The 14,867-nt window shown below is 62.4% G+C and carries 13 protein-coding genes and 1 riboswitch; of the genes, 5 read left to right on the top strand and 8 right to left on the bottom strand.

All coding sequences use genetic code 11. The features are described from left to right. Nucleotides 1-15: 15 nt before the first annotated feature. The 4 genes from L6762_RS10455 to L6762_RS10470 form a co-directional block, all read right to left on the bottom strand. Nucleotides 16-897, bottom strand: a complete 882-nt coding sequence (locus L6762_RS10455) for an aminotransferase class IV (protein WP_237187180.1) — start codon at nucleotides 895-897, stop codon at nucleotides 16-18. A gap of 244 nt (nucleotides 898-1,141) precedes the next feature. Next, entirely contained in the window at nucleotides 1,142-1,942 is an 801-nt protein-coding gene (locus L6762_RS10460; RefSeq protein ID WP_237187181.1) for an energy-coupling factor transporter transmembrane component T family protein, read from the bottom strand. Further along, nucleotides 1,932-3,524, bottom strand: a complete 1,593-nt coding sequence (locus tag L6762_RS10465) for an ABC transporter ATP-binding protein (RefSeq protein WP_237187182.1) — start codon at nucleotides 3,522-3,524, stop codon at nucleotides 1,932-1,934. The genes L6762_RS10460 and L6762_RS10465 overlap by 11 nt, the downstream gene beginning before the upstream one ends. Nucleotides 3,525-3,539: 15 nt before the next feature. Then, the gene (locus L6762_RS10470; RefSeq protein ID WP_237187183.1) at nucleotides 3,540-4,157 is read right to left on the bottom strand and encodes an ECF transporter S component; all 618 of its coding nucleotides are present in this window, start codon (nucleotides 4,155-4,157) and stop codon (nucleotides 3,540-3,542) included. 55 nt (nucleotides 4,158-4,212) lie between these two features. Beyond that, a riboswitch (TPP riboswitch) is annotated at nucleotides 4,213-4,317 on the bottom strand. Between the two features lie 178 nt (nucleotides 4,318-4,495). On the opposite strand from L6762_RS10470, the gene L6762_RS10475 reads away from it, so the two are divergent. Both L6762_RS10475 and L6762_RS10480 read left to right on the top strand, forming a co-directional pair. Then, nucleotides 4,496-4,759: a DUF4235 domain-containing protein gene (locus L6762_RS10475; RefSeq protein ID WP_185173499.1), complete on the top strand. Its 264-nt coding sequence runs from the start codon at nucleotides 4,496-4,498 to the stop codon at nucleotides 4,757-4,759. A 126-nt stretch (nucleotides 4,760-4,885) separates the two neighbouring features. After that, nucleotides 4,886-6,193 (top strand): MFS transporter, encoded by a 1,308-nt coding sequence (locus L6762_RS10480; protein WP_237187184.1) that lies wholly within the window; start codon nucleotides 4,886-4,888, stop codon nucleotides 6,191-6,193. Nucleotides 6,194-6,205: 12 nt separating this feature from the next. Here L6762_RS10480 and L6762_RS10485 read toward each other — a convergent pair whose 3' ends face one another. Together L6762_RS10485 and dcd are read right to left on the bottom strand one after the other, a co-directional pair. Next, the gene (locus tag L6762_RS10485; protein WP_237187185.1) at nucleotides 6,206-7,408 is read right to left on the bottom strand and encodes a hypothetical protein; all 1,203 of its coding nucleotides are present in this window, start codon (nucleotides 7,406-7,408) and stop codon (nucleotides 6,206-6,208) included. A gap of 9 nt (nucleotides 7,409-7,417) precedes the next feature. Then, nucleotides 7,418-8,014, bottom strand: a complete 597-nt coding sequence (gene dcd, locus L6762_RS10490; protein ID WP_237187186.1) for a dCTP deaminase — start codon at nucleotides 8,012-8,014, stop codon at nucleotides 7,418-7,420. Between the two features lie 137 nt (nucleotides 8,015-8,151). Between dcd and L6762_RS10495 the strand changes: the two genes are divergently transcribed. Beyond that, nucleotides 8,152-9,255: a MauE/DoxX family redox-associated membrane protein gene (locus L6762_RS10495; protein WP_237187187.1), complete on the top strand. Its 1,104-nt coding sequence runs from the start codon at nucleotides 8,152-8,154 to the stop codon at nucleotides 9,253-9,255. 94 nt (nucleotides 9,256-9,349) lie between these two features. Here L6762_RS10495 and L6762_RS10500 read toward each other — a convergent pair whose 3' ends face one another. Next, nucleotides 9,350-10,045, bottom strand: a complete 696-nt coding sequence (locus L6762_RS10500; RefSeq protein WP_237187188.1) for a hypothetical protein — start codon at nucleotides 10,043-10,045, stop codon at nucleotides 9,350-9,352. 109 nt (nucleotides 10,046-10,154) lie between these two features. Here L6762_RS10500 and L6762_RS10505 point away from each other — a divergent pair, with 109 nt between their 5' ends. Continuing rightward, complete coding sequence (locus L6762_RS10505; RefSeq protein ID WP_237187189.1) at nucleotides 10,155-11,090, top strand: hypothetical protein; 936 nt, start codon at nucleotides 10,155-10,157, stop codon at nucleotides 11,088-11,090. 17 nt (nucleotides 11,091-11,107) lie between these two features. Here L6762_RS10505 and L6762_RS10510 read toward each other — a convergent pair whose 3' ends face one another. Continuing rightward, the gene (locus L6762_RS10510; protein WP_237187190.1) at nucleotides 11,108-13,039 is read right to left on the bottom strand and encodes an NHL domain-containing thioredoxin family protein; all 1,932 of its coding nucleotides are present in this window, start codon (nucleotides 13,037-13,039) and stop codon (nucleotides 11,108-11,110) included. 254 nt (nucleotides 13,040-13,293) lie between these two features. Here L6762_RS10510 and L6762_RS10515 point away from each other — a divergent pair, with 254 nt between their 5' ends. Continuing rightward, a complete protein-coding gene (locus L6762_RS10515; protein ID WP_237187191.1) occupies nucleotides 13,294-14,658 on the top strand; it encodes an amino acid permease in 1,365 nt (454 codons plus the stop codon). Nucleotides 14,659-14,867: the final 209 nt, after the last annotated feature.

The following is a 14,867-nucleotide window of genomic DNA, read 5'->3' on the forward strand; positions in this document are numbered from 1 at the left end:
GTCCGGCTCCCACCGCTAGCCGCGCGCCAGGTAGCCCAGCAGTTCTTCGGTTAGTTCCTTATCGGTGGCCACGGGGGTTCCGTTGAGGTGGGTGACCGGTGCCAGCAGGCGCACCGAGGACGTCAGCCACACGGCGTCCGCCTCCAGCAGGTCCTGGGGGTAGAGGGGCCCGTAGCCGAGCTCCCATCCGGCGGCGCGAGCGCCCGCAAAGATAGCGCCCTGGGTGGTGCCAGGCAGAATGCCGTGGGCCGGTTCGGGGGTGTAGAGCACCTTCTTCTGCTCCTCGGTCTTGGCAACGATTACCGATGAGGTTGCCCCCTCAAGAATGCGACGGTCGTCGGTCACCCAGATGGCGTCGTCCGCACCGTGTTTGCCCACATAGCGCAGCACCGACATGTTGATGGCGTAGGAGAGGGTCTTGGCTCCGGCCAGGAGCCAGGGGTAGGCGGAATCTTCGGCGGGGTCGTGGCCGCGCGGTAGGAGCATAGCCCGCACCCCCTGCTCGCGCTGACGCAGAATCGTGGGTGAGGACGGAGCCACGGTCACCCATGCGTGGGGGCCGGCTTCAACGGTACCGCGGGAGATGATGATTTTGACGGTGTGCTCTTCACCCAGCACGGTCTGGGGCCCCTGGGCAGCGGCGTCGACGGCCAGCTGCACGGCAGCCCGCAGGTTATCTTCAGCGGGCAAGGGCAGGTCGAGTAGGCGGGCAGAACCGGCCAGGCGAGTCAGGTGGGCTTCAAATTTACGGACGCGGCGGTTAGCGGCCAGCATGGTTTCAAAGACGCCGTCGCCGCGGGTCAGCCCCTGGTCTTCGATGTTGATGAGGGGTGCGGTGGCGTCAACCAGCTCACCGGTAGGGTTTTCTTGGGTTAGCATCACAACGGTTGTAGTCATACTTCCAAGCCTAACCCTTAACGCTGATGCTCCCGCGGCAACCTGGCGTTAGGGGCTGCGGGGCGGGAGCACCTGATGCGAGCACCGCGTACGATGCGAGCGTTCTTCGAGCCCTCTGGTCGGAGGCTCGGAGTCGTTGGCCCGAGGTCATCCAGCGTGGGGCCTGGTGACCGGGTACACGCTTTCACTCTAACGCGGTCGGTGGGGCTTTCTCAAAGATTTTTGGACTTTTTAGGTCATATTTTTACTGCCACACCCAGGTGAGGGTGCCAGCAAGGCCCGATGTCACGTAGCCGATGATGAGCGTTCCCAGACAGCACAGCAGGAAGGTTGAATCGTCCCTGCTGTAGACGGGAACGCGGGCCCAGGTGCGGGGCCCGGCACCGAAACCGCGAGCTTCCATGGTGACAGCCAGGCGGGTGCCCCGTCGGATAGCCTGCACCAGCAGGGCGAAGGTCTGCCCGGCCAGGGTGCGGACGCGGCGGAGCAGGGAGTCGCTTGCCCCCAGTCCCCGCGCCCGCCGTGCCTGCCCCAGGGTGTGCCATTCACTGAACATGAGCCCCAGCAGGCGCAGGGCGGCCAGGGCGGCCAGGACGAAGCGGGCCGGCAGTTTAGCCGTCTGCGCTAGGGAGTCGCCCAGGTGGGTGGGGTCAGTGGTGGTGATGAGCAGGAGGCTGGGCAGAATCAGGGCCAGGCCACGAACCATCAGGGAGATACCCATGGCAAGGGAGTCGGTGGTAATCCAGATAAACCCCACCTGGAGCACCGTCTCCCCCGTTTTATCGGCAATCAGCGAGGTGGACCAGCCGGTGAGCAGGGTGCCAATCAGCAGGGGCCAGAAACGGGCCAGCAGGGCGAACGGCTGCACACCCCAGGCTTTGAGCAGGGCCAGTTCAAGGGCAAATACCACCAGGGCGGTGCCCCAGTCTTTGATGAGCAGCAGCCCTATCGATAGCAGGAAGGTAGCCAGCAGTTTGGTGCCCGCGTTGAGCTTTCCGGCGCGGCTACGGTGGGCAGGGCCTAGCGCGAAAAGGTCAAGAGCCATGGGTAGGTTCCGCTTTCTGCAGGGTCAGGCGCGTACCGCCGAGGGCAGCTACATAGTCTGTATCGTGGGTTACCGAAATAACGGCCAGCCCCCGGTCGAGCAGTTCTTTGATAAGGGTGACGAGCTCGGCCCAGGTAGTGGCGTCCTGCCCAAAGGTAGGTTCATCAAGCACCAGGACCGCCGGTTCGGTGGCCAGGGCTGTAGCTACCGACAGCCGTCGTTTTTCACCACCCGAGAGGGTAAAGGGGTTGGCATCTGCCAGGTCGGTAAGACGCAAGCGGGCAAGGAGCTCATCGGTGCGGGCAGCCAGCCGGTCTTCATCAATCTTCTCCTTGCGCACCCGGGCTAGGTGCCGGGGGCCAAACTCTAGTTCTGCGCGCACGGTGGGGGCGAGGAACTGTTGCTCCGGCTCCTGGAAGACCAGACCGATACGGTCGGCCAGCTCGGCAGCGGGCCAGCTAGCCGGATCGGAGCTACGGTGCCGGGCGGGTAGGCCCGCGGTGAGCGCCTCATGGGCGTAGACCTGCCCAGCAGCCGGGTAGATTAGCCCGGCAAGGGTCAGCGCCAGGGTCGATTTCCCGGCACCGTTGGGTCCCAAAAGAGCCAGGTGCTCCCCGGACGAAAGGGTCAGGTTGATTCCACTAGCCAGGGTGGGCAGATCGAGGGTAGGCACCTGCCCCGCGGCGATAGCGCGGGAGCGCTCCTTCCGCTGACGGCGGGTTGGCAACTGGCGGGTGACGCTGAGGTCGCGGGCCTCAAGGAGCAGGCTCTTACGAGCGTTCCCGGGGCGGGCGTCCGCTCCCTGCTCCTGACGAGGCGGGTGGGGCAGGTAGCCGGGCACCCAGACCCCACCAGCAATGAGCTGCTCGCGGGCCTGGTCAAGTACCTGCTGCGGGGGCCCATCATGGCTGATTCCGCCCTGGGCGTCCAATACCAGGATGCGGTCTACGTGCTCAGCCCAGATTCCCACCCGGTGCTCAATCACCAGCAGGGTTGCTCCCGATGCTGCGGCGGCAGCAAGGACGGCGTCGCGTACCTCCAGCACGCCGGCAGGGTCGAGGTTGGCGGTGGGTTCATCGAGCAGCAGGGCACCGGGGTGCATGGCCAAAATTCCGGCCAGCCCCAGTCGCTGTTTCTGACCACCAGACAAAGCGGACGTAGAGCGGTCAAGGGGCAGGGAGCCCAGACCGACGGCCTCCAGGGCCCAGGCCACCCGGTCCCAGATATCCTCGCGGGGCACCCCCAGGTTCTCGGGTCCGAAGGCCACGTCATCGCCTACCCGCGCCAGCACCACCGAGCTTTCGGGGTCCTGCTGCATAAGCCCGCAGACCCCGCGGGCCTCGGTGGGAGTCTGCCCGTTGACGGTCAGCTCACCTAGCTGGGTTTGGTCGTCCTCGTCAACAAGCAGGCCCGCCATGGCGTGCAGCAGAGTCGATTTGCCCGCGCCAGAAGGGCCCACCAGGAGTACCTTCTGCCCCGGGGCAATCTCAAAGTTCAGCCCCGAAAAGGCAGGGGTAGCCCGCCCGGGGTGATGCCAGCCGAAATTACGGGCCACAAAGCGGGCCCCCTGCTCTACGTGCACGCGCCTGCCCCTGGTCTAGGCCTGGGAGCGGGGTGAGGTGCCAGCCCGGCGGCGGGCACGGCCAGCGGCCAAAGAATCGAGCACACCGGTCGTCACCAGGGCGCGGGTGAGAAGCCACGACACCAGACCAGCCAGCAGGGTGCCGGAGATAACGCCGCACACCGCGTAGGTGACAGCCTTGGAGCCCTCAAAGACGCCCGCGTAGTAGATAAAGAGCTCAGAAATACTCATAAAGGCACCGGCAGAAGCACCCGCTAGCAGGGCGGTGCCCAGGTTCCAGACGCGGTAGGCAAAGAGCAGGAAGACCAGCTCGGTGCCCAGGCCCTGGATAATGCCGGAGATAATAATCGCTACAGAGTAGCTACTGCCCAGCAGCATAGAAATCACCGCAGCCAGCAGCTCGGTGTAGAGAGCAGCGCCGGGCTTACGGATGATATAGCCGCCAAGGACGCCCGCAATCAGCCAGGTGCCGCCCACCAACGAGGCGTACTCGGGGGCCAGAGCCAAGGCGGTTTGGGCCATGTTGTAGCCGCCGTTATTCCAGGCCCAGAAGAGCACAGCGCAGGCAACAGCCAGCACAGAGGCTACTACGATATCGTTAACGCGCCATGTCAGCGCAGCTTTCTTAGACATAAGCCTTCCTTTGGTGTGGTACAGCAAAGGGGGCATGCACCGGCAGGCAAAAAACCAGCCGTTCTGTTCGACTCCCTAGCGCCGGTACTAACCGGATCAGGTTCGAGGGTCTGCATGTGCACTCTCAGCGCCCCGTGTGGGCGCTCCCCTGTCGTTTCCGCCGTGGGCGGACGTTCCTTCTGAACGCCTTTGTAGTATAGGCAGGTCAGCCGGGCAAAGAAAAGATACAAACTTTTATGACAGAAGCCGCTGCCAGCTGCCCACATTTACACAGTACTGATAGTGTTAGTGCCAGTAGCTCTCTGTAGAGCCTCCATCAGCTACCGAAAGGGAACCTCATGAACCCCCTCATCAAGATCGCAGGAACCGCTGCCTCACTCGGCGGCGTTGCCCTGGCCAACAAGGTCCTGGGTGCAACCTGGACCAAGATCACCGGCAACGAGCCCCCCGCCAATAACCCCGACGACGATGAGCGCTGGCGCGACATCATCCTCTGGTCCCTCATTACCGGCCTGGTCGGAACCGTCATCAAGGTCAGCATCACCCGTGCCCAGCACAAGATTGAAGCAAAGGCCGGATCAGGCAACCAGGCTGAGGTCTAAGCCCGGCCGGTAGTCCCGCCTGCAAGGCTGGCCCCGCTCAGTGGAGAGCGGGGCCAGCCTTTACTTTTACCGTCATTTAACCGTTTCACAGGCCACAAGTAGCAACCGGGCCGATAGCATATAGCCATGACCACACCAGCACCCGGCAGCGCCACTGCTACCGCCCCTGCCTCCCGCTCCACCTTCTTCGCCTGGACCCTGTGGGATGTGGGCAACGCCAGCTTCAACGCGATCATGACGACCTTCGTCTTCACGGTCTACCTCACCAGCTCCAGCTTTGGCAGCACCGAGCACACCTCGGCCGTCCTCTCCGCCGGTCTCACCATCGCAGGTTTCTTCATCGCCCTACTTGCCCCACTCTCGGGCCAGCGGGCCGATGTGACCGGCCGCCGCGGCCTCTGGCTGACCGTCAACAGCCTGCTCCTGGTGCTTCTGATGGCCCTGTGCTTCTTCGTAGCCCCCTCCCCCGACTACCTTATCTGGGGTGTGGCCCTGCTGGCCCTGGGCAACCTGGTCAATGAGTTCGCCGTGGTCAACTACAACGCTATCCTGCCCACTATCTCTACCCGAGATACCATCGGCAAAATGAGCGGAACCGGCTGGGCAGCTGGCTACTTTGGCGGCATTGTAGCCCTGCTCCTTGTGCTCGTGGGGTTCATCTCCCCCGGCCTGCTAGGTATTACGGAGGACGGCGCCCTCAACATCCGTGCCGTGGCCCTCTTCTCGGCGGCCTGGGCTCTAGTCTTCTCCCTGCCCCTGATTCTCAAGGTGCGCTCCCTGCCGCAGGCGGTGCGTCCGGACGCCCCCCGCACCGGCATTCTCACCTCCTACAAACAGCTTTTTGCCACCGTCGTCAGGCTCTACCGGCAGGCCCCCACGACCCTCTACTTCCTGGTGTCGTCCGCTGTTTTCCGCGACGGCCTCAACGGTATCTTTACCTTCGGCGGCATCCTCGCGGCGGGTTCCTTTGGCTTTAGTACCAACCAGGTGATTATCTTTGCCATCTTCGGCAACATCGTGGCAGGGGCAGGGGCCATGCTGGGCGGTTTCTTCGACGACCGTTTTGGCCCCAAACGCGTCATTATCTTCTCGCTGGTAGCCCTCATCGCGGTAGCCGTCCCCCTGCTGGTCTGGCCGTCCACCACCATGTTCTGGGTCTGCGGCCTCGCCCTGTGCGCCTTTGTCGGCCCGGCTCAGTCAGCGGCCCGCTCCTACCTGGGTCGCCTGGTTGAAGAAGGCCAGGAAGGTGAAATTTACGGACTCTACTCCACCACCGGCCGCGCAGCCAGCTTCCTGGCCCCGGCCCTCTTCGGCATCTTCGTCACCCTCATGGGCAGCCAGATTTGGGGCATCGTCGGCATCATCATCGTGCTCCTGGCCGGCCTGCTCCTGATGATTCCCATTAAGGACCCGCAGGTGGCCGCAGGGAAGTAAGCCCTGACCGGCCTAGGTTCGGGTATCGGGGAGCGGGGCGTCCTCAGGGGCATCAGGTTGGCGGATAACTTTGAGCATCTGCCCGTCGACCATGCCCCGCAGGGCCGTGTCAAAGTCAAGGCGGGCGATGTCCCCGTAGAGCTCAATCATGGCCTCGTAAATATCGTCTGCACGCTGGGGGGTCTCTAAGAAAGACCAAATATCCCAACCGATGATAGAGATACGTGAGAGCCTTCCTGATGTAGTCAGTAAGAAGCTATCCCCAATTGCCAAGCCCTCAGTGCCGGGGGCCCGCTGGTAGAGCTTGTCGCCACTTGTCCCACCCGTTACGGGCTCGGGGGCACACAGGTATTCAAAATCTGGGGTGAGCGGCGGAATACCTAGTCGCCCCGCAAGCAGGTCACGGAAGAAAGGGAGCGTCTCAGTAATCTCGCTGTAGGTCAGCTTGATAGCCCCGCCCACCCGGTTCAGAAGTCGGGCTAGTTCCCCTAGCCCCTGGGGCATCTGCTGCACCCCAGAGGACTGCAGAACAATCGTAAAGAGGGCGTCATCGAGCGGCAGGCGTTCCCAGCTCACCGGTGCCTGCCCGGTCTTATCCCGGTCAAGAATTACCAGGTGCGAGAGGGTGTAGGTGCTGCCAGGCGCAGCGACTTTGAGCCCCCGCTGAGCGGGGTCGTACTGAACCTTTGGCGCATTTTCCTCTTCAATCACCGAAAGGGGCTTGGGGTAGGGCATGATGCTCAGGTCATCGACGTTGACCACGGCCGTCTCGTCACTGAGGTAGGCAAAAGAGGCCCCCAGCACGCTGGCAGCGGTAGTTTTACCGGTGCCAGAAGCTGCCACCAGGCCCACGGCTTGCCCGCTCTCGGCGTCGCCTAATACAGCGGCGTGCAAGAGGTGCTTGTTCCCCGCATGGGCTTTGAGCAGGTGCATGGTGACGTGCACCGTAAGGCGCTCGGCTGCAAGCCCCTCATCAGAGCTATCAATAGTGGTAGTTTCAAGGCCCTTGGGGTAGGCAGCTACCACGTCGGCAGCTGACCGCCGGGTCAGCACGACCAGGCGGACGTCCTCCGCATGGGCCTCCGTGAGGGGGTCAATAATCTGTGGGGTTAGGGACCCCCAGGCACGCAGGGAGTCCTCCCAGAGCCGGTCCGACGCGTCCTCAAAGACCACCAGCACCGGAACGTCTGCGGGGTGAAGCAACAGGCCGCGCATGGGGCTCCTTTAGCTGGTCGGGGTATCGGTAGGGATGAGGGTCTTATGGAAGTTCAGGTAGCTGCGCGAGGCGGTGGGGCCGCGCTGGCCCTGGTAGCGGTTGCCGTAGGCTCCTGACCCGTAGGGGTGCTCGGTTGCGCTGGTGAGCTGGAAGAAGCAAAGCTGGCCGACCTTAGAGCCCGGCCAGAGCATAATCGGCAGGGTCGCCATATTCGACAGCTCCAGGGTCACATGGCCCGAGAAGCCGGGGTCGATAAAACCGGCGGTGGAGTGGGTGAGCAGGCCCAGACGCCCCAGGGAGGACTTGCCCTCAAGTCGGGCAGCAATATTATCGGGCAGGGTCACCTTCTCGTAGGTTGCACCCAGCACGAATTCGCCAGGGTGCAGGATGAAGGGCTCATCGGGTGCCACCTTTACCAGGCGGGTGAGGTCTTCCTGGGCCTGGGAGGGGTCGATGTAGGGGTACTTGTGGTTGTCGAAGAGCCTGAAAAAGCGGTCAATGCGCACGTCAACCGAGGCGGGCTGAATCATTGACGGGTCGTAGGGCTCTAGGGCAATTCGCCCGGCATCAATTTCTTTGCGGATATCCTGATCAGAAAATAGCACACTTCAAAAATACCGCACTTCAACAGCACCAGGCTGATGCCCTATATACAGCGTGGCGTAGTCCACCCTCTATTCTGTGGGAAAGAGACGTACTCTTAAAATCAAAGAATCTTCCCTCACTCGCATGAAAGCAGACTATGACTCCCCTAGTGCTATGCACGCTCACCATTATTGTGACGCTGGCTGTGAGCGGTTACGCCAAGGCGAAAGAGCCTTCCAGCACGGTTACCGCTATCGTCAATCTCAAGCTAGATCAGTGGCTGCCGGTTAAGCCGATTGCCAGGGTCTTGCCCTGGGCAGAGCTGGCCCTGGCGGCCGTCCTTTTCTTTGCCCCCGGCATTATCCAGATTCTTGCGGCTATAGCCGCCCTGCTGCTCTTTATTGGTTACTGGGCCGTTATCGCACGGGCTGTGGTTCAGGGTAATACCGCCAGCTGTAACTGTTTCGGGTCGGCTTCTACCGCCCCCGTCTCGGTCTACACCCTGGTTCGTAACACGGCCCTCCTGTTGGCTGCCTGCGGCGCCCTCATCGGGGCCCTGGCCACCGGCGGTTCAGCCCTGACCATGCTCCTGGCCCTCGACGCCAACGGTTGGCTCTGGGTGATTGGTGCCGGCCTGGCCTCGCTGACCCTCTGGGCGATTTACCGCTCTGAGCTGGTTCCTGCTGCCGAGGAAGAGAAGCCCGCACCGGCCCTTGAATCGCCCGTGGATGAGGAGGGCGAGTACGTCCGTACCCCTGTCCCCTTCGCACCCCTCTACTACCCCCACGAGGACCGCTCCCTGCCTGCCGGTTCAGGCGAACAAACCAGCCTGCGTGACCTGGCCCTGCAGCAGGCCCGTGTGCTTTTCTTCGTCTCCCCCGGTTGCGGTCACTGCCACCAGGTCATCGGCAAGATTGACGAATGGCAGCAGCAGCTACCCATGCTTGGCATTCACCCGGTCGTATCAAACGACTCCGATATCGACCGCTTCAGTTTCACCGGCGATATCCAGGCCTTTGTTGACCCCGGCTTTAAAACCCAGCGCATTTTCGGCAACGGCACCCCCAGCGCTGTCGCGCTCGGTGCGGACGGCCTTCTGGCAGGCGGGCCGGTCTTCGGTGGTGGCAGGGTCATGAGCTTCGTCGAAGACATCATTGCTGAGATTAACGCTGACTACGAGAACCATGTAGAGGCAGATGCTGATGAGGACGACAGCCAGCTCACCTCAGACTACGAAATCGTCGCGGATGACCGCCAGTAGTTTCTAGGGCCTGTTCCCAGCAGATAGGCCAAGGCCCGGGGTTCCCCTGATATCAGGGGAACCCCGGGCCTTTCTTTAGCCTGTGAGCGCCTGGCTACAGGATATTGAACTGCTGCAGGGTCTCTTCTGGGAGCACTGCGGCAACAGCCAGGGCCAGCAGGAAGAGCAGGGAGATGACGCCCACGGTGGTGGACTTCCAGCCGGGGTGCAGCTCGTTGAAGGTCACCAGGCCGGGGTGCTGCTTGTTCATCTGGGTCACGTTGATAACCTGGTAGACGGTGGTCTGGGGGGCAATTGCGGTGGCGATGGAGCGCAGGGTTTTGGCGTCCCAGATACGCCCGTCAAGGCGGAAAACACGCTTGCCCTTGGCGTTCACGGCCCAGAGGGCAGGCACCCCCTTGTAGCGCAAAGCTGCCATGCCGGTTAGCTCCTTGCCCGCTGCCTGGCGGGGGGTGAGACGCTCAGCGAAGACTGTCTGAGAAATCGAGCTGAGCTCGGCAGCCTGCCATCCGAACAGGCGTCCGCTCAGCACGTGGGTTTCGGTCTTAACCACAATCTGAGGGCGCAGGGTGGAGTAGATAGCAAAGAGGGCACCCAGGGTAATCAGGCCCAGAAGCACCATAAAGACCGGGGTGGGGCGCTTGGCCACCATGAACCAGATGCAGGCTAAAGCCAGCACACCCGCGGGTACACCCGCGATGAGGCGGCGGTGGTAGGAGTTGATTCGGGGGTGAAAGATCTTCGTGACGGCCCCGTATTTATCGGGTACCTGGTGAGCGTGTTCTGCCATGGCTCTACTCTATCGGCAGTACCGCCCAAACGGGGCGTAAGCGCATGTGAGCTACATTTAAAGGGTGCATTTTAGATCTTCAGTAGACCGTGTTTTAGCCTGGTGGTTGTTGGGCGTCCTTGCCGCGCTTTTTATCGCTCTTGTTTCTTTAGCCCTCATTAACCGTCTGGTCTACGGGCCGCAGGGGCAGGTGCGCGCCTACTTCGCTGCGGCGCGGGAGGGCGACGGTTCTAAGGCCCTGGGTATCTTGGGTGCCCAGGTTCCTGATGCCAGCGCCGCTATGCTCGATGGGGATGCACTGCAGGCCTCCTTTGCCGGTCTCAAAGATCTTTCGACCGAAACTGTCACTGTGACGGACGGCGGGGAGCGGGCCACCGTGACCGTTACCTACACCCTCGATGGGCAGGCAGGCAGCACAGATTTCCAGCTGCATAAGGTGGGCTCCCACTGGGGAGTTTTTGACCAGTGGCAGATTGACGCCGGTGAACTGCCGACCGTGGAAATTACCTCGAATTCGGTAGAGGCAGCTACCCTCAATAACACTAAGGTGGCGGTTGAGGGTGGCTCCCGCGAGTTTGCGGTGCTCTACCCCGGCTCTTATACGGTCACCTATGAGTCAGCACTGTATACCGCTGGGTCGCAGACGGTCGATGTGACGGCCCCCAGTAGTGAGCCGTCCACCCTTGCTGTAGACCTCACCCCTTCTGAAACTGCGGTGACCTCGGTTCAGCAGCAGATTAAGACCTATCTTGATACCTGTGCCGCGCAGAGCTCCCTCTACCCCACCGGCTGTCCCTTTGAGTACGACTTTTCAGGTCGAGTGGACGGCGATGTGACCTGGCTTGTCACGAAGTACCCCCAGCCAGAGGTGACTTTGGCCGGGGGCAAGTGGGCCCTGGGCAAGAGCAGCGGTGAGGCAGAGATTTCCTTTACCGAGCTTGACCTCTATACGGGCAAGACCCAGCAGGTCACCGAGACAGTTCCTTTTACCCTGGCTGGTTCGCTCTCTGCCAGCGGGGAGACTCTCACCTTTACCCCCCGCTGACTAAACGTCACTTTTGCCTAGTTCACCCCGCGCAAATCGAGCACCAGGTGGGCCTCGTCTGCATCGTCACCGGTGACGATGACGGGCAGGCCCCAGTCCTGCTGGTAGAGGTGGCAGGCAGCGTGGTCGGGGATTTCCCCGCCGGGCTCACCGTCGCAGGCAGCGGCACGAGCGGTGATATGCAGGACGGCTTCGGTAATCTCGGGGTTGAGTACCAGGTGGCGGGTCAGGCCCTGGGAGGTTCCAGCACCTTCGAGGATGAAGTTCTCGGGGGTGGATGAAATCTTAAGCTGGGTGGGGTCGCCCCAGCGGGTATCGAGCTTCTGGCCGGTGGGAGCGGTGAAGCGGGCGGTGAAGTCCAGGGTTCCACCGGTCAGCTGGGTGGATTTACGGGTAACCTGGGAGGCCCCCTCATCCACGTGTTGCATGGCCTCGGGAATAGCCGCGCGCACCAGCTGGTGGGCGTTGGCTTCCACGACGATGAGGCGGGCGCCGCCGTCCTCGGTCTCTTCGACCAGCAGGTCGGAGGGCTCAGCGAAGCCGCGGTCTAGGGTGCCGAGGGCGCCGGTGGCCGGGTCGAAGCGGCGGATAGCGCCGTTGTAGGTGTCGGCGATGGCGATGGAGCCGTCGGGCAGTTCGGTGAGTCCCAGGCAGTGCTGCATGCGGGCGTCCTCGCAGGGGCCATCGACAAAGCCGAAGTCGAAGAGGCCGATGCCCACGGCGGAGCTAACGGTCGCTGCGCCCTTGTCAAAGGTGATGTGGCGCAGGGCGGAGGTTTCGGAGTCGGCAACCCAGATGGAGCCGTCGCGGGCTTCGATAATGCCGGAGGACTGGGCGAACCAGGAGTCGGCGGCCGCGCCGTCCTTGAGCCCCTCAGCGCCGGTACCCGCGAAAACAGCCAGCTGGCCGGTTACGGGGTCGAAGCTGAAGATCTGGTGGGTGCCTGCCATAGCAATCAGGAAGGCGGACGCCTCACGGGAGTAGACCAGGTCCCAGGGAGACGACAGGGCGACAGAGCGGGGATCAGCACCCTCTGCAATGACGTTGGGGTCGGTGCGGGCGGTGTCGCCATCAATCAGGCGCTGGGCGCCGGAGCCTGCCAGGGTGGTGACGGTTCCATCGGCTAGGCGCAGGCCGCGTACCCGGTGGTTGACGGAGTCGGCGATGAGGACGTCCGCACCCAGGGTCTCGCGCAGTTCGGCAGGTACCAGGGCCAGGCCCTGGGGTTCGTTGAAGCGGGCGGTGGTGGCGTCGCCGTCCGCGTAGCCCTTCTCGGGGCCGCCGAAGCTGGCCAGGGGGGTTTCAAGGTCACCCTCGACCTGCACCAGGCGGTGGCGGGCGGTGTCGGTGACCAGGTAGGTGCCGGGACGTCCGGCCAGGTCTTCGGGTAGGGCCAGCGCCTTGCCGGGGAAGGCAAAGGTGCCCTGGGGCTTGGGGCGGGGCACGTAGGGGCCGTCGCCGCGGTGCAGGGTACCCTTGGCTTCGTGCTCTTCAACGAGTTCGCGCACCAGGGAGGTGAGGCCCTTAACGTGGCCCTCACCGGAGAGGTGGGCGACGATGTAGCCTTCGGGGTCAACGACGACCAGGGTAGGCCAGGCACGGGCGGTGTAGGCGTTCCAGGTGTCCAGGTTGGGGTCGTCGAGCACGGGGTGGGTGATGTCGTAGCGGTCGACGGCGGCGGCGAGCGCCACCGGGTCGGCTTCGTGTTCGAACTTGGGTGAGTGCACGCCGACGGTAACGAGGACGTCTGCGAATTCTTCTTCGAGGGGGCGCAGCTCATCGAGCACATGCAGGCAGTTCATGCAGCAGAAGGTCCAGAAGTCGAGGATGACGATTTTTCCGCGCAGGCTTTCGAGGGAAAGCTGTTTGTCGCCGGTGTTGAGCCAGCCTCGGCCGACAAGTTCTGAGGCGCGGACTTTGGTCTGGCGTGCGGCTGCATTCTCTGCCATGGTTCTCCTTCTGTGGTGCGCGGCTCAGGCGCAAGATTCAGTTACCCACCAGCCTAGTGGGCTGCTGGGTGCGGGGGCATTTGTTGCGTTCTGTGTAGGGGCTGGCGTCATAGTACTCAACTGTGCGTAACACTTGCGTAACGGTTAGGATTATCTGCAGCTGCCACCGGGTGCGCGGGCGGGAAGTTTTTGCGGACGCCGGTGGTTAAAGCAGGTGCGCACATGTGGGTGCGCTGTAGCTCAAGAAGGTATGTGTGACGCTTACACGCGAGATAAAGCAGCCGGTATCTGATACCCGTTTGGCCCGGTCTTTGCAGCCGCGGCATCTGTCGATGATTGCTATGGGCGGGGCGATTGGTGCTGGCCTGTTGGTGGCTTCGTCGACGGCTATTGTGACGGCGGGCCCTGCCGTTATTGTGACCTATCTGCTGGCTGGCACGGTGTTAGTGCTGGTGATGCGGATGCTGGGTGAGATGGCTGCCCGGACTCCTGAGACGGGGTCTTTTTCTGTCTATGCCCGTCGCTATATTGGCCGGTGGGCTGGGTTCTCGGTGGGCTGGTTGTACTGGTGGTTTTGGTCGGTAACGGTGGCGATTGAGGCTACAGCGGCCGCCACTATTGTGAGTGGCTGGTGGCCGGCGGCTCCTCAGTGGCTGGTGGCTCTGGTGTTGGTTCTGGCTTTTATGGGTTTGAATCTGCTGTCGGTGCGCTCTTACGGTGAGGCGGAGTTCTGGTTTTCCTCCATCAAGATTGGGGCGATTGCCGTGATTATTGTGGTGGGTCTGCTGGCTGTGCTGGGGCTGATCCCTAACTCCACGGCGTCCTTTGCTAACTACACGGCGGGGGGCGGCTTCTTTGCTAACGGTGTGGGCGCGATTTTTACCGCCCTGTTAGCGGTGATTTTTTCGATGTTTGGGGCTGAGATTGCCACGGTAGCAGCCGGTGAGTCTAGTAACCCTGCGGTTGCTGTGGCCAAAGCGGTACGGTCGGTGATTTTCCGGGTGCTCTTCTTCTATGTGGGGTCTATTGCGGTGACCCTACTGGTGATTCCCTGGACCATGGTGACGGCTGGCTCCTCCCCCTTTGTCACCATGTTCGAGGCCTTGGGTATTCCCTATGCCGGGTTGGCCATGAATATTGTGGTGCTCACGGCCCTGCTGTCGTGCTTGAACGCTAGTCTTTATGCTGCCTCGCGCATGGTCTTTGCCCTGGCAGAACAGGGGGACGCCCCGCGCGCCTTTTCCCGCGTTTCTAGTACCCGGGCGCCCCGCAACGCCATTGTGCTCTCGTCTCTTATCGGGGTGGTGTCGGTGGCCCTCAACTATTTCATGCCCGAGCAGGTCTTCTCCCTGCTGGTGAACTCCACTGGCGGGGTTGGCATCTTTGTCTGGCTGATTGTGGCGGTCTCCCATCTGCGGAGCCGTAGGCTAGATGGTGAAGGGGGAAGCGGCGTCATCAACTACATCCTCATCGTGGGTCTGTTAGCCCTGCTGGTGTACATGGGTATTACCGAAGCCCATCGCCTAGAGGTGCTCATATCGGTCACGGTTGCTGTGGTACTTGCCGCCCTGGGTGCCTTCACCCATCGTCATAGTACGACTGTTTCATCACATCGCTAAGATTTTTAGGGGACACCCCGGGCCAGCGGCACTCTAAGAGCAGCCCAGAAACCGGGGGTACCCGCCCCAGCTTGTCCCCCAAGCGGTCTTTTTTCAAGGGTTCTCCCAGGTAAACGAAAGAAAACGCCTGTCTTAGGGTGGTTAGATTAAAGAGACCTTCGGTTCGGCACCAGAGTTTTCCCGCTCTGCCCCGACCCAATCTAACCCCA

The sequence above is a fragment of the Rothia nasimurium genome (genome assembly GCF_928381705.1).
In the GTDB taxonomy this organism is placed as follows: Bacteria; Actinomycetota; Actinomycetes; order Actinomycetales; family Micrococcaceae; genus Rothia; species Rothia nasimurium_G.